Below are 14,737 nucleotides of genomic sequence, written 5' to 3'. Positions count from 1 at the left end.
GATATTGCTCATCTGAAATCCTCGAATCTTGGTGCGCCGTGGCGGCGGACCGCCACGGCGCAAGTGAAAGGCTTACTCGGCGTCGGCCTGCTCGCGACGGCCACGGCCGCCGTCACGACGCGGCGCGCCGGCGCCCTTCCTGGCGGGACCGCGGCTGTCGCGTTCGCGACGGGCCGGGGCGGCCTTGCGCTCGTCCTTGGCGACCGGGTTGCCTTCCTCGTCCAGCTCGACGAACTCGTTGGCGTCGCCATGGGCGGCGTCCGGAGCGGCAGCCTTGCCTTCCAGGATGGAGTCGGCGGCGGCGCGGGCGTACAGCTGGATGGCGCGGATGGCGTCGTCGTTGCCCGGGATGGCGTAGTCCACCAGTTCCGGGTTGTAGTTGGTGTCAACGACCGCGACCACGGGGATGCCGAGCTTCTTGGCTTCCTGCACGGCGATGTCTTCATGGCCGATGTCGACCACGAACAGCGCGTCGGGCAGGCGGTTCATGTTCTTGATGCCGCCCAGCGAATTCTCGAGCTTGTCGCGCTCGCGGCGCAGCGAGAGCACTTCGTGCTTGACCAGCTTGTCGAAGGTGCCGTCGGTCTCGGCCGCTTCCAGCTCCTTCAGGCGCGCGACCGACTGCTTGACGGTGCGGAAGTTAGTCAGCATGCCACCCAGCCAGCGGGCGGTGACGAACGGCATGCCGGCGCGAGCGGCCTCTTCGGCCAACGGCTCGCGGGCCGAACGCTTGGTGCCGACGAACAGGATGGTGCCGCGCTTCTGCGCCAGGCCCGACAGGAAGTTCATCGCGTCGGTGAACAGCGGCAGGGTCTTCTCGAGGTTGATGATGTGGATCTTGCCGCGCGCGCCGAAGATGTACGGGGCCATCTTCGGGTTCCAGTAGCGGGTCTGGTGACCGAAATGCACGCCAGCTTCGAGCATCTGGCGCATGGTGACTTGAGCCATGGTGGTATTCCTGATTGTTGGGCCGCTATGGGAACGACCCGGGGGTTGGGACCTCCACGCATCCCCGGCCTCGACCGCGGTCGTCGGAAGACGAACCGCGGCACCCCGAAGACGGTGCCGATGCGTGTGTGGCGTTGGTTGGGCTTGGCAGCGCATGGGCGCTACAATCCCGTTTCGTCTTGCGCCGTTGACCTCGCTCGAGGTCTTCAGCGGCTTGCAAAACCGTGCAATTGTAGCCGGCATGCCGGCCTGGCGGCAAGTTGCCGGCCTTCCGGCGGCGCCGTCCCCTCCGAAGCGGATTCCATGGCCATTACCCTCAAATCTCCCCAGGACCTCGAAGGCATGCGCGTCGCCGGCAAGCTGGCGGCCGAAGTGCTGGCGCTGCTCAAGGAGCACGTCAAACCGGGCGTCACCACCGAGGAACTGGACCGGATCGCCTACGAGCACATCGTCAACGTGCAGAAGGCCGTGCCCGCCAACGTGGGCTACAACGGCTTCCCCAAGACGCTGTGTACCTCGGTCAACCACGTGATCTGCCACGGCATCCCGTCGCCGGGCAAGGTGCTCAAGGACGGCGACATCGTCAATCTGGACGTCACCGTCATCAAGGACGGCTGGCACGGCGACACCAGCCGCATGTACTTCGTCGGCAACCCGTCGGTGCTGGCCAAGCGCCTGGTGGAGACCACCTATGAGGCGATGATGCGCGGCATCGAGCAGGTGCGGCCCGGCGCCCATCTGGGCGACATCGGCCACGCGATCCAGAAGCACGCCGAGGTGGCCGGCTTCTCGGTGGTGCGCGAGTACTGCGGCCACGGCATCGGCAAGGTCTACCACGACGAGCCGCAGGTGCTGCACTACGGCAAGCCCGACACCGGCGTGGAACTGAAGAAGGGCATGACCTTCACCGTCGAGCCGATGATCAACGCCGGCAAGCCGCAGACCCGGCAACTGCCGGACGGCTGGACGGTGGTCACCAAGGACCACTCGCTCTCGGCGCAGTGGGAGCACACCGTGGCGGTGACCGACGACGGCTTCGAGATCCTCACGCCCTGGCCGGATGCCTGAGGCGGGAACGCCCCCATCCGCCTGCCGGCACCTTCCCCCGTGAACGGGGGAAGGCTCGATAGGCGAGTGCGCGACAAGTGATCCTTCCCCCGCTGGCGGGGGAAGGTGCCGACAGGCGGATTGGGGGAGGCCCACGACCATGCCTCATCCGGTGCGGGCCGCTAAGCTTCCCGGGTGACCATTGCACCCGCCATTCCCGCACTTCCGCGTCTTCCCCCGGCCGTGCCGCGCTCGGGCGTCTCGACCGAAGCCCGCCGCGCGCTGCGCCAGTTGCTCGATGACATCGACCGCGCGCTGGCCACCGCCTTCCGCGACGGTGCCGACGCCGGCGCTCTGGCCGGGCGCCGCGGCGACGCGGTCGCACGCGTGGTCGCCCACGTCTGGACCGCCTGCCTGGGCGAGGTCGAAGGCGCCGCGCTGTTCGCCGTCGGCGGCTTCGGCCGTGGCCTCCTGTTCCCCCATTCGGACGTCGACCTGCTGGCGCTGGTGCGCGAGGCGCAGCCGGCCCGCCTGCGCGCGCTGGAGCAGTGCTTCGCCACGCTGTGGGACGTCGGCCTGAAGGTCGGCCACGCCGTGCGCGATCCGCTGCAGTGCCGCGCGCTGGCCGCGCAGGAAGCCAGCGTGTTCACCAGCCTGCTCGACGCGCACCGGCTCGCCGGCGATCCGGCGATGGACGCGGACCTGCGCGCCATCGTCGACGACCCGGCGCTGTGGCCGCCCTCGGCTTACCTGGCCGTGCGCCTGGCCGAGCGCGACGCCCGCCACGCCCGCTACGACGACACCGCCTACAACCTCGAACCGAACATCAAGGAAGGCCCGGGCGGCCTGCGCACGCTCGACGCGCTGCGCTGGCTCGGGCTGCGCCTGGCGCATGCCGACGGCTTCGGGGCGATGGTCGGCGAAGGCCTGCTCGACCCGGCCGAGTGCGCCACGCTGGAGGCATCCGAGGCAACCTTGCGCCGCTACCGCTACGCGCTGCACCTGGAGGCCGGCCGCGCCGAGGAACGGCTGCTGTTCGACTACCAGCGCGCGCTGGCCGCGCGGCTGGGCTTCGTCGACGAACACGCCACCAACCTGGGCGTGGAGCAGTTCATGCAGGGCTACTACCGTGCCGCCAGCCAGATCGAGCGGCTGGGCGTGCAGATCGTCGAACGTTTCGAGGAGATGCTCGAGCCGGCGCAGGCCGCCGTGCCGGTGGGCGAGGACTTCCTGCGCTACGGCACGCGCCTGGCGGCGCGCGACCCGGACGTGTTCCTGCGCCGCCCCGCGGCGCTGGTGGAAGCATTCAGCGCGCGCCTGGACGCGCCGGGCATCGTCGGCTTCACCGCCGACACCATGCGCCGCATCCACCAGGCCACCGCGCAGCTCGACGGCGCGCTGGCCGACGACCGCGAAGTGCTGGCGGCGTTCCTGCGCCTGCTGCGCCAGGGCGCGCGCTCGGTCGACGCGCTGTGGCGGATGAACCGGCACGGCCTGCTGGCGGCGATCCTGCCCGCCTTCGGCCGCGTGTTCGGCCGCATGCAGTACGACCTGTTCCACGTCTACACGGTCGACGAGCACACCCTGCGCGTGCTGCACAACGTGGCGCGCTTCGCCGATCCGGCCGCGCAGGCGGAGTTCCCGCTCGCCCGCGAGATCTGGCCGACACTGCCCACGCCCGAGGTGCTGCTGCTGGCGGCGCTGTTCCACGACATCGCCAAGGGCCGCGGCGGCCACCATTCGGTGCTGGGCGAGGAGGAGGCGCGCGCCTTCTGCACCAGGCTCGGCCTGCCGCCCAACGACGTCGAGCGCGTGGCCTGGCTGGTGCGCCATCACCTGTTGATGAGCGTCACCGCGCAACGCCAAGACATCACCGACCCGGACGTGGTCGCGCGCTTCGCCGACGTGGTGGAGAACCGCGAGCAACTGGGCCAGCTCTACCTGCTCACCATCGCCGACATCATCGGCACCAGCCCCAAGCTGTGGAACGGCTGGAAGGACCGCCTGCTCGCCGACCTCTACGGCGCCACCCGCTACGCGCTGCGCAGCGACGTGGAACTGCCGCGCGACGCCGCCACCCGCGTGCGCGAATGCCAGGGCTACGCGCTGCCGCTGCTGGAGGCCGACGGTTTCGATACGGCCACGGTGACGCGCGTATGGGACGGCTTCCCGCAGGCCAGCTTCCTGCGCCACCGGCCCGAGCAGATCGCCTGGCAGACCGCGGCGATCCTGCGCGCGGACGGCGCGCTGCCGTTGATCGCGGTGCACCCGCTGTCGGTGCGCGGCACCACCGAATTGTTCGTCTACACGCCCGACCGCGACGGTCTGTTTGCCACGGTCACCGCGATGCTCGACCGCCTGCGGCTGTCGGTGCTCGAGGCGCGGGTACTGGTCTCCCCGCACGGGATGGCGCAGGACACCTTCCTGCTGCTGGATACCGAAACGCAGCAGCCGGCCACGCCCGCGCGTGCGGACGAACTGCAGCAGCGCCTGGCCCGCGCACTGGCCCAGACCGTGCCTGTGCATCCGGCGCGGCGCAACGCGTCGCGCCAGCTCAGGCACTTCCAGATGACGCCGCGCATCGCCTTCCATGCCGCCGGCGGGCGCACCCAGCTGGCGCTGGTGTGTACCGATCGTCCCGGCCTGCTCGCCGCCGTGGCGCAGGCGATGGTCGAGGCGCAGGTGCGCGTGCACGACGCGCGCATCGCCACCTTCGGCGAACGGGTGGAGGACTTCTTCCAGCTCACCGACCGCCACGACGCGCCGCTGGGCGAGACGCAGCAGGAGCAGTTGAAGCAGGCGTTGCTGGCACGGCTGGGGCAGGGCAGCTAGGCGTTCCCGCGTCCGCCGCTCACGCCACCGCGTCGGCGCCCCACAGCGCTTCCATGTCCACCTCGATGTCGAGCGCGGCCAGGTTCACCACCTCGCTCACATGGTGCGCCTCGACGTCGCCGCGGCGGCGGATCGGCGTCGGCGTGCGCAGGCCGTCGTGCGTGGTGAGCGAGGACACCACCGGCTGGTGGCTGGCTGGCCCGCGCTGGGTCACCACCGCGATCGAGCCGTTGCGCAGGCGCACCCCGGTGCCGGGCGGGTAGATCCCCAGCGTCTTGATGAAGATGCGGGCGAGCCGCTCGTCCAGCGCCGCGCCTTCGTTGAGGAACAGCCAGCGCAGCGCGAGGTTGGGTTGCAGCGGCGGCCGATAGTCGCGGCCGGAAACGCGCGCGCAATAGACGTCCGCCAGCGCCAGCAGGCGCGCTGGCCGGCCGATCTCCTCGCCGCGCTTGCCGCCGGGATAGCCGCTGCCATCGGCGCGCTCGTGGTGGTCGCGCACGGCATTGAGCCAGGCGGCGCTGGTGATGCCGTGGTCGCGCAGCCTGGCCACGCCGAGCCGGCAGTGCGCGCGCACCGCCGCCTGCTGCTCGTCCGACAGCGGCCCCTCCAGCGCGACCAGCTGGTCGTGCAGCTCGAACATGCCGATGTTCATGGTCAGCGCGGCCGAGACCGTGGCGGCCAGCTCGATCGGGTCCAACCCCATCGCCGCGCCGGTGAGCTGGCAGGCGATCGCGGCATTGACGGCGTGGCGCGTTCCGTACGGGCCGTCGGCACGCAGCAGGATGCTGGCCAGGGTGACGTCGGGATGGCGCCGGCAGGCGTCACGCACCCGCTCGGCGATGTCCGCCACGGTGCCGGGGAAGTCCGCCGGCGCCGGGTCGGCGAGCAGGGCCTGCAGCCGTTCGCGCGCCTCCAGCACCAATGCCAGCGGGGAAGGCTCCGGTGGCAGGAACGGGCCGCGGCACTCCTCTTCGGAGCCGTAGAAGAGCCCGTGCTGCAGCAGCTTTTCCAGTTGCGCGTCGCTGCCGATCACCTGGCCCAGGCGCATGAGCAGCTTGCCTCTGGCATCGTAGGCATTGAACCGCAGAGGTTGTCCGACCGTGATCTCGGCCGGGTCGATCGGGCGCCGTGGCATGGCTTCGCTTCTCCGGCTCCGCCGCAGCGCGAGAGCCGCCGGGGAGCCACTGGAGATCGGCCGTGCGGGCGCAAACTTGAGTTTTCCGGCTTGCACGCACGCCCTCTCCGTATACTTGGGCGCTCCCGCATGCATCCATCAAGGCGCGCCTCCATGCCCTCCATCGACACCCTGATCGACGACGCCTTCGAGCGCCGCAACGAGCTCAGCCAGAGCGAGATCGAAACCCATCTGCGCCCGGCGCTCGCCCAGGTGATGGAACTGCTCGAACAGGGCGAGCAGCGCGTCGCCGAGCCCGACGGGCAAGGCGGCTGGAAGGTCAACCAATGGCTGAAGAAGGCGGTGCTGCTGTACTTCCGCATCAATGGCAACCGCGTGGTCGATGGCGGCCCGGCGCTGGCCTTCGACAAGGTGCCGCTGCGCTTCGGCCACGGCAACGACATGGAGCTGGAAAACCTCGGCGCGCGCGTCGTCCCCGGCGCGCTGGTGCGCCGCGGCGCGCACATTGCCAAGGACGCGGTGCTGATGCCGAGCTACGTCAACATCGGCGCCTACGTCGGCGCCGGCAGCATGATCGACACCTGGGCAACGGTCGGCTCCTGCGCGCAGATCGGCGCGCGCGTGCACCTGTCCGGTGGCGTCGGCATCGGCGGCGTGCTGGAGCCGCTGCAGGCCAACCCCACCATCATCGAGGACGACTGCTTCATCGGCGCGCGCTCGGAAGTGGTCGAGGGCGTGGTGGTGGAGAAGGGCAGCGTGATCGGCATGGGCGTTTTCTTAAGCCAGTCCACGCGCATCTACGACCGCGCCACCGGCGAGGTCAGCTACGGGCGCGTGCCGGCCGGCAGCGTGGTGGTGGCCGGCAGCTTGCCGGCGAAGGATGGCAGCCACAGCCTGTATGCCGCGGTGATCGTCAAGCGGGTCGACGAGAAGACCCGCGCCAAGACCGGCATCAACGAACTGCTGAGGAGCGCCGAATGAGCGTCACCCTGTACGGCCTGCCCACCTGCGACACCTGCCGCAAGGCGCGCAACTGGCTGGCGCGTTTCGAGGTGCCGCACGACTTCGTCGACTACCGCGCCAATCCGGTACCGGCCGCCACGCTCAAGGCCTGGGCGCAGCAACTGGGCGGCTGGGAGAAGCTGGTCAACAAGTCCTCGACCACTTGGCGCAACCTGCTGCCGCAGCGCAAGAACCCGGGCAGCGACCCGGAGTGGACGCTGCTGCTGAAGGAATATCCGGCGCTGGTGCGTCGCCCGGTGGTGGTAGAGGACGATGGATCGGTGAGCGTGGGCTTCACCGACAACGGCTTCAAGAAGCTGTTCGGCCGCTGAGCCGCGGCACGCGGCGCCGTCAGAAGTCCAGCCGCCACACCTGCCCGACCAGGTCGTGGCCGAAGCTGTGGTGCGCGTACTCGTGCACCAGGCGGAAGCCGGCCTCCTGATAGAGGTGGCGCGCCGCCGCCAGCACGTCGTTGGTCCACAGCGTCATGCCCCGGTAGCCGGCCGCGCGCGCGAAGCCGACGCATTCGCCCACCAGCCGGCGGCCCACCCCCGCGCCGCGCGCGATGGGGTCGACCAGCAGGCAGCGCAACTGCGCCAGCTCGGGTTCCTCCGCGTTGCGCACGACGAACACGCAGCCGGCGCGTTCGCCGTCAAGCTCGGCGATCCACAGTCGCTCCATGGCTGGGTCGTGCCGCATGGCGAAGGCCGCAAACAGGCTCGCGACCAGTGCCTCGAACGAGCCGTCCCAGCCGTACTCCTCGGCGTACAGATGACCGTGGCGCTCGATCGCCCAGCCGATGTCGCCGGGCCGATGCGTGCGCACCGTCAGCGAAGCGGCGCGCCGGTCATGCGATGGCGCGAGCGCATGCTGCACGCGCCGCAGGCTGGTCAGCAGGTCGCCGCGCGTGGCAGCGGGCAGGCCGGAGAGCAGCGCCTTCGACTGGCGCTGCGAGCGCCCATCCAGCCCGCGGAACGCACGCCGCCCGGCGGCCGTCAGGTGGAGCGTCACCTGGCGCGCATCCTCCGAGGAACGGTTGCGGGCGATCAGGCCCTGCTCCACGAAGCCCTGCACGATACGGCTGAGGTAGCCCCGATCCAGTTCCAGCGCCGCGCCGATCTGCGACGCCGTGGCCGGCTGGCGGCGGGCGAGCTCGAACAACACGCGTGCCTGGGTCAGCGAAAAGGCGCTGTCGAGCAGGCCCTTGTCCAGCGCGCCGATGCGCTGGGTATAGAAGCGATTGAAGCTACGCAAGGCCGCGATCTGCTCGTCGCGCACGTCGGAGTCCATGGCGAATCTCCCGCAAGGCTGCGGCGAGTATGCCATATGGTTGACTCAGTCAACTATTGGCACGGATGCGGCGGTGGCCTTGCGGGCCGTACGTGCTCCGGCCTGCTTGCTATGCTGCGTCGCTGTCGATTCGGTGCCCGCCTGTCCATGTCCGACGTCCTCGACCTGACCCTCGAGCTGATCCGCCGCCGCTCGGTGACGCCCGCCGATGCGGGTTGCCAGGTGCTGCTCGCCCAGCGCCTGGCGCGGGCCGGTTTCGCGATCGAGCACCTGCGCCACGGCGAGGTGGACAACCTCTGGGCGACGCACGGCAGCGGCGGGCCGACGCTGGTCTTTCTCGGCCACACCGACGTGGTGCCCAGCGGACCGGAGGCGGACTGGGCCTCGCCGCCGTTCGAGCCGATGGTGCGCGACGGCCGCCTGTACGGCCGCGGCGCGGCCGACATGAAAGGCTCGGTGGCGGCGATGGCGCTGGCGCTGGAGCGCTTCGCCGCCGCCCATCCGCACCACCCCGGCCGCGTGGCGCTGTTGCTGACCAGCGACGAGGAAGGGCCGACCAACCTCGACGGCGTGCGCCGCGTGGCGGAGGTCTTTCGCCTGCGCGGCGAGCGGCTGGACTGGTGCGTGGTGGGCGAGCCCTCCTCGAAGCAGCGGCTGGGCGACCTGATCCGCGTCGGCCGCCGCGGCTCGCTCTCGGGCACGCTCACCGTGCGCGGCGTGCAGGGGCACGTGGCCTATCCGGAGAAGGCGAAGAATCCCATCCACGCCTTCGCCCCGGCGCTGGCGGAGCTGGCGGCCACCCGCTGGGACGAGGGCAACGCGGATTTCCCGCCGACCTCGTTCCAGGTGTCCAACCTCAACGCCGGCACCGGCGCCAACAACGTGATCCCCGGCGCGCTGGTGGCGCAGATCAACTTCCGCTATGCCACCGCGAGCACGGCCGCCGACCTGCGCGCGCGCACCGGGGCGATCCTCGACCGCCACGGCCTGGACTGGCAACTGGACTGGAACCTCTCCGGCGAGCCGTTCCTGAGTCCCGCCGGCGGCCTGCTGCGCGAAACCGTATGTGCCGTGTGCCGCGAGCTGTGCGCGGTGCAGCCGGAGCAGAGCACCGGCGGCGGCACCTCCGACGGCCGCTTCATCGCGCCGCTGGGCGCCGAGGTGGTCGAATTGGGACCGGTCAACGCCACGATCCACAAGGTGGACGAATGCGTGGCCGTGGAAGACCTGGAGCGGCTGCCGGCCCTCTACCAGGCGATCTGCGAAAGGTTGCTGGGTTAAGCGCGCGAGGCGGGAAAGGGATAGCCAGCGGCGCTTCGGCTCCCTCTTCCGTCTTTTATCGGGAAGGGGAAGAGGGCCAGGGTGAGGCGCCGGCGACAGGCCAGCCTACGGAGCGGCCGCCATCCCGCATCCCGCCGCCCGCTCCAGCATCACCACCCGCTCCTGTGCGTTCTGCGTCATCCCCGCGGCGCGCTCGAACTCCACGCGCGCCTCGTCGCCGCGTCCCAGCTTCGCCAGCAGGTCCCCCCGCACCGCCGGCAGCAGGTGATAGCCGGCCAGCGCGGGCTCGTCGCGCAGGGCATCGACCAATGCCAGGCCGGCAGCCGGCCCGTCGGCCATCGCCACCGCCACGGCGCGATTGAGTTCCACCACCGGCGAGGGCGCCACGCGCGCGAGCCGGGCGTAGAGCGCGGCGATGCGCGTCCAGTCGGTCGCCTCCGCGGTGGCCGCGCGCGCGTGGCAGGCGGCGATGGCCGCCTGCAGCGCGTACGGGCCATCGGCACCGCCGAGCCGGCCGACCCGCTCCAGCGCATCCAGCCCGCGATGGATCAGCAACTGGTCCCACAGCGCCCGGTTCTGTTCCAGCAGCAACACCGGGCGGCCATCCGTGCCGACGCGCGCGTGGCTGCGCGAGGCCTGGATCTCCATCAGCGCCAGCAGTCCCAGCACCTCCGGCTCGCGCGGCATCAGCCCGGCCAGCGTGCGGCCCAGGCGCAGGGCCTCCTCGCATAGCGCCGGGCGCATCCAGTCGTCGCCCGCGGTGGCGGTGTAGCCCTCGTTGAAGATCAGGTAGATCACGCCGAGCACGGCGGCCAGGCGCGTCGACAACTCCTCGCCGCGCGGCACCTCGAAAGGCACGCGCTTGTCGGCCAGCGTGCGCTTGGCGCGCACGATGCGCTGGGCGATGGTCGGCTCGGCGGCCAGGAAGGCGCGCGCGATCTCCGCGGTGGTGAGGCCACCGAGCAGGCGCAGGGTGAGCGCCACCTGCGCCTCGGTGGAGAGCGCCGGATGGCAGGCGGTGAAGATCAGCCGCAGCAGGTCGTCGCCGATGTCGTCGTCGAGCGCTTCCAGGTTCGGCATCGTGAACGCCTCGTGCTCCGGGTCGCCATCCAGCGCCGCGTGCTTGCGCTCGACCAGCTGGCGGTGCCGCAGCAGGTCGATGCCGCGTCGCTTGGCCGCCGTCATCAGCCAGGCGCCCGGGTTGTCCGGCACGCCCGAGGTCGGCCAGCGCTCCAGCGCCGCGACCAGCGCGTCCTGCGCCAGTTCCTCGGCAAGGTCGATGTCGCGCACGACGCGGATCAGCGCGGCGACAAGCTTGGGCGCTTCCAGGCGCCAGACGGTTTCGATCGCGCGGTGGGTGTCGGCTTGGCTCATGCGGCCGATCAGACCACCGCACGCCGGAGCCGGCAAGCCCGCGTCAGCCCTTGCCGGCGAGTTCCCCGCGCATGCGTTCCTCGGCCGCGCGCAGCTCGGGCGTCAGCGCCTCGCCGAAGTCGTCCGCCTCGAACACCGGGCGAATCTCGACCGAGCAGTCGCCCTCGAACGGCGCCGGGCAGCGGCGCACCCATTCCAGCGCCTCGTCCATCGAACGCACCTGCCACAGCCAGAAGCCGGCGATCAGCTCCTTGGTCTCGGTGAACGGGCCGTCCACCACGCTGCGCCCACCGCCCGCGAACATCACGCGCTTGCCGCGCGAACTCGGGTGCAGGCCTTCGCCGGCGAGCATCACGCCGGCCTTCACCAGCTCCTCGTTGAACGCCGTCATCTCGCGCAGCAGCTTCTCGCTCGGCATCACGCCGGCTTCGGACTCGGCCGTGGCGTGGACCATCACCATGCATCGCATCGTCGTCTCCTCGAATCGGGCCGGCGGAGTGCCGGTTCCTGCTGGCACGACGGGCCGGCAGGCGGGATTTCGACAAATGCCGGACGGGGCCGTACCTGCGCGCCGCGTTTTTCCGGCCGGGAAGGCGGCGACCGTGGTGCAATGGATGACCTGGCGGACCTAGGATCGAGATCCCTCGGCGCGCCCGCATCCCTTATCCGGCAGGAGTTTTCCCATGCACGCCAGCGGCACCTTCGACGTCAAGCTTGCCCCGCAATCGCCCGCCCCCGGCGTCGAGCCGGCAGCCCTCGGGCGGATGAGCATCGACAAGCGCTTCCATGGCGACCTGGAGGCCACCAGCCTGGGCGAGATGCTTTCGGCCGGCACCGGGATACCCGGTTCGGCCGGCTACGTGGCGATCGAGCGGGTGACCGGCATGCTTGGCGGGCGCGAGGGCAGCTTCGTGCTGATGCACTACGGGCTGATGGAGCGCGGCACGCCGAGCCTGCGCGTGTCGGTGGTGCCGGATTCGGGCACGGGCGCCCTGGAGGGGATCCGCGGCGAGCTGACCATCCGCATCGAGCAGGGGCGGCACGAGTATGGGTTCGAGTACGAGTTGCCATGATCGTATCGAGGGCTTCCGCGGAAATTTCGAGGCGAGCCCCGGCCCCTCACCCCAGCCCTCTCCCCCGTCCTTGATGAATGACGGGGGAGAGGGAGCGGTTCATGGCGACTTGGGGAGCAAGGTCAGCGTCCACTTCGCGGGCCCGGGCAGCAGCGGCGTCGGCCGGCCGTCGACCCAGTCGGCGTGCCCGGCGCCGTAGTAGGGCGACAGCGGGTTGTCGCTCTGCCCGCCGGGCATTTCCAGGATGCCCTGGGCCTCGTGCCCGGGTGACACGGCCAGCCGTTCGGAAGCGCCGAAGCCCGGTGCGGCCACGCGCGGCATGTTGGCGTCGCCCGGCAGCGGATCGTCGGGCATGTCCAGGAAGCGCGCGAGGAAACGCGGCAGCGCAGGCGAAAGCGCGTGGCGGATGCCGGCCCGGTTGATCTCGCCCCAGGTGCGCGCGGCCAGGCCGCCAGGTTGCTCGCCCAACGTGGCTGCCACGCGGCGCGCGGCATCCTGCAGCAGTGCGTTCCAGCTCTTGTAGCGCGGGTCGAGCAGCCAGGCCGGCTGGTCGCGCAGCAACGCCCACACGGCCGCCTCGGCGTTGCCGCTGCCGGAAGGCCAGGCGAAATCGGGGTAGCGCGCCTGCACCCGCGCCACGAACGGCGCCAGCGCCAGCCGGTGCACTTCGTCGCGGAAGGCGCGCACCAGCCGGTAGTCCACGCTGTCCGGCGCGGCGCGGTTGCGCCAGCTGGCAGTGAGTTCGCGCATCTGCCCGAGTGCGGGATCGCGCGCACCGGCCAGGGTGTCCTGCAGCAGGCGCTGCCAGGCAGTGAGGAACACCGCGCGGTCGTCCAGCTGGATGTCGAGCAGGTTGCCGGTGGTGAACACGGCATGCATGCGCAGATCGTCGCGGATCTGCTGCGCGCGCGCGCCCAGGTCGTGGCCGCCGTTGCCGAGCAGGTCCAGGGCCGGACCATCGACGGTCCGGTTGTTGGCCGTCCATAGCCGGCCGCCGTCCGGGTCGACGATGCGCGGGTACTGCGACGGCGCGGCCCAGCCCTGCCAGCCGCCGCTCGCCTGCGCCCCGTCGGACGGCGCCTGCGGATCGCTGCCCAGCGGGCGCAGCGGAATGGCGTTGCCGGCGATGGTCCAGCCGATATGGCCCTCGTGGTCGGCCACCAGCAGGTTCTGCGGCGGCATGCCCAGCGTCGGCGCCAGCTCCAGCGCGGCGGCGACGCTGGGCGCGTGCTCGAGTTGCATCAGGCCGAGGTTGTAGGCGCGCGGTCGGTGTGCGATCCAGGCCAGCGCCAGCGGCGTGCCGTCGACATCCTTCGCCAGGATCGGGCCCCAGCGCGTGTCTTCCACGTCCAGCACGCGGTCGGGTGCGTCCTTGACGTGGATGCGCTCGGCATGGGGCTCGATCGTCGCCCAGCCGCCGGGCACCTTGTAACGCGCGGAGTCGGCCGGATCGCGCGCCACCCGCACCCAGTCCATCCAGTCGCCGTAGCTGTTGGTGAAGCCCCAGGCGATCTGCCCGTTGGAACCGACGACGAGCGCCGGCGTGCCGGGCAGGGTGACGCCCACTGCGTCGCGCATGCCGCCGGGCGCGCCGGCGTCGGGATAGCGCAGGCGGGTGCGGAACCAGATGTCCGGCACGCGCAGGCCCAGGTGCATGTCGTTGGCCAGCATTGCCGCGCCGGTGTCGGTCAGCGCGCCGGCGACGGCGAAGTTGTTGCTGCCGGGATGGCGGTCTTCCGGCGCGGGTGCGAGCGCGGCGGTCGCCGAGGACGTGGCGACCGCGGGCGTCCGGCGCAGGTCGAACACCGACGCGTCCGGGATCACTGCCGGGCGCGACAGCGCGCCGGCGATCGGCGCCTCCCAGTCCGGATCGGGCGCCAGCAGGAAATCCACCAGCGGCCGGGGCAGCGCCGCGCGCATGCGCGCGATGTCGAGTTCACGCGCGTTGTGGCCATGGCCGTTGAGGTCCAGGTACATCGCGCCGATCACCAGCAGGGCGTCTTCGGAGCGCCAGGGCTCGGGGTGGCTGCCGAGCAGGAAGTATTCCCACGGCTTTTCGCGCACGTCGGCCAGGCCCGCGTTCACGCCGTCGCGGTAGCGGTCCAGCACCTGCTTCTGCTCCGGCGGCATCGCCGCGTAGGCCGCTTGCGCCACCGCGCGCAGGCGGTGGCGGCGGATGTCCAGGTCGCTGTCGAGCGCGGCCTTGCCGACCAGTTCGGCCAGCTCGCCGGCGGCGGCGCGGCGCATCAGGTCCATCTCGAACCAGCGTTCCTGCGCATGCACGAAGCCGAGCGCGTAGGTGGCGTCGGCGCGGCTGCGCGCGTCGATGGTGACGCTGCCGTTGGCGTCGCGCGTCACCGTCACCGGCGCGGCCAGGCCCGCCATCCGGACTTCGCCATCCAGCCGTGCGCGACTGCCGGCCAGCACGTACCCGCCGGCCGCGAACGCCGCCGCCAGCGCCACCACCACAGCCAGCAGCAGCCAGCGCCACGGGTGGAAGCGACGACTCATTCGGGGCCGAACACCGCGAACATGCCGGCGTAGGGCTTGACCATGAAGGCCGGCGCGCCGGCGTAGCCTTCGCCGTCCAGATAAAACTGCGAGATGGTGCCGTCCAGGAACAGCGCGTCGCGGCAGCCCAGCTCGTCGCGGAACAGCCGCGCGAAGGTGTGGAAGTTCACCGGCGCCTCGCTCACTGCGAACACCACCTCGTGCGGCGTGGGCGGTCACACTCCACTGCCCCACCTTAGGGTGT

At 71.1% G+C, this 14,737-nt stretch carries 12 protein-coding genes and 1 pseudogene; 6 read left to right on the top strand and 7 right to left on the bottom strand.

All coding sequences use genetic code 11. The features are described 5' to 3' along the window. Positions 1-72: 72 nt before the first annotated feature. Positions 73-948, bottom strand: a complete 876-nt coding sequence (rpsB, locus tag AAIL17_RS17665) for a 30S ribosomal protein S2 (RefSeq protein WP_424684140.1) — start codon at positions 946-948, stop codon at positions 73-75. 303 nt (positions 949-1,251) lie between these two features. Between rpsB and map the strand changes: the two genes are divergently transcribed. Then, positions 1,252-2,016, top strand: a complete 765-nt coding sequence (gene map / locus AAIL17_RS17660) for a type I methionyl aminopeptidase (RefSeq protein WP_424684139.1) — start codon at positions 1,252-1,254, stop codon at positions 2,014-2,016. A gap of 174 nt (positions 2,017-2,190) precedes the next feature. Further along, positions 2,191-4,827: a [protein-PII] uridylyltransferase gene (glnD, locus tag AAIL17_RS17655; RefSeq protein ID WP_424684138.1), complete on the top strand. Its 2,637-nt coding sequence runs from the start codon at positions 2,191-2,193 to the stop codon at positions 4,825-4,827. A 19-nt stretch (positions 4,828-4,846) separates the two neighbouring features. Here glnD and AAIL17_RS17650 read toward each other — a convergent pair whose 3' ends face one another. Next, positions 4,847-5,962 carry an HD-GYP domain-containing protein gene (locus AAIL17_RS17650; protein WP_424684137.1) on the bottom strand — a complete coding sequence of 372 codons (1,116 nt, stop codon included), beginning with the start codon at positions 5,960-5,962 and terminating at the stop codon, positions 4,847-4,849. 153 nt (positions 5,963-6,115) lie between these two features. On the opposite strand from AAIL17_RS17650, the gene dapD reads away from it, so the two are divergent. Together dapD and AAIL17_RS17640 are read left to right on the top strand one after the other, a co-directional pair. Next, on the top strand, positions 6,116-6,943 hold the full coding sequence (gene dapD, locus AAIL17_RS17645) for a 2,3,4,5-tetrahydropyridine-2,6-dicarboxylate N-succinyltransferase (RefSeq protein WP_424684136.1): 828 nt from the start codon (positions 6,116-6,118) through the stop codon (positions 6,941-6,943). Then, positions 6,940-7,296: a Spx/MgsR family RNA polymerase-binding regulatory protein gene (locus AAIL17_RS17640; RefSeq protein ID WP_424684135.1), complete on the top strand. Its 357-nt coding sequence runs from the start codon at positions 6,940-6,942 to the stop codon at positions 7,294-7,296. The genes dapD and AAIL17_RS17640 overlap by 4 nt, the downstream gene beginning before the upstream one ends. A 19-nt stretch (positions 7,297-7,315) precedes the next feature. Here AAIL17_RS17640 and AAIL17_RS17635 read toward each other — a convergent pair whose 3' ends face one another. After that, entirely contained in the window at positions 7,316-8,254 is a 939-nt protein-coding gene (locus tag AAIL17_RS17635; protein ID WP_424684134.1) for a bifunctional helix-turn-helix transcriptional regulator/GNAT family N-acetyltransferase, read from the bottom strand. Between the two features lie 147 nt (positions 8,255-8,401). Here AAIL17_RS17635 and dapE point away from each other — a divergent pair, with 147 nt between their 5' ends. Then, entirely contained in the window at positions 8,402-9,535 is a 1,134-nt protein-coding gene (gene dapE / locus AAIL17_RS17630) for a succinyl-diaminopimelate desuccinylase (RefSeq protein WP_424684133.1), read from the top strand. Positions 9,536-9,640: 105 nt separating this feature from the next. Here the strand turns inward: dapE and AAIL17_RS17625 are convergent, their stop codons facing one another. Next, positions 9,641-10,909 carry an RNA polymerase sigma factor gene (locus AAIL17_RS17625; protein WP_424684132.1) on the bottom strand — a complete coding sequence of 423 codons (1,269 nt, stop codon included), beginning with the start codon at positions 10,907-10,909 and terminating at the stop codon, positions 9,641-9,643. A 43-nt stretch (positions 10,910-10,952) separates the two neighbouring features. After that, a complete protein-coding gene (locus AAIL17_RS17620) occupies positions 10,953-11,378 on the bottom strand; it encodes a YciI family protein (RefSeq protein ID WP_424684131.1) in 426 nt (141 codons plus the stop codon). A gap of 214 nt (positions 11,379-11,592) precedes the next feature. Between AAIL17_RS17620 and AAIL17_RS17615 the strand changes: the two genes are divergently transcribed. Further along, positions 11,593-11,982: a DUF3224 domain-containing protein gene (locus AAIL17_RS17615; RefSeq protein ID WP_424684130.1), complete on the top strand. Its 390-nt coding sequence runs from the start codon at positions 11,593-11,595 to the stop codon at positions 11,980-11,982. A gap of 99 nt (positions 11,983-12,081) precedes the next feature. On the opposite strand, the gene AAIL17_RS17610 is transcribed toward AAIL17_RS17615, so the two are convergent. Both AAIL17_RS17610 and AAIL17_RS17605 read right to left on the bottom strand, forming a co-directional pair. Next, complete coding sequence (locus AAIL17_RS17610; protein ID WP_424684129.1) at positions 12,082-14,493, bottom strand: penicillin acylase family protein; 2,412 nt, start codon at positions 14,491-14,493, stop codon at positions 12,082-12,084. Next, positions 14,490-14,737: pseudogene (locus tag AAIL17_RS17605) on the bottom strand (phosphodiester glycosidase family protein); the annotation flags it as partial. The gene AAIL17_RS17610 and the pseudogene AAIL17_RS17605, both read right to left, overlap by 4 nt.

Source organism: Frateuria sp. YIM B11624 (assembly GCF_049727805.1).
Classification (GTDB): domain Bacteria; phylum Pseudomonadota; class Gammaproteobacteria; order Xanthomonadales; family Rhodanobacteraceae; genus Frateuria_A.
Note: the sequence above shows the minus strand (reverse complement) of the source record. Positions and strands in the feature narration are given on the sequence as shown.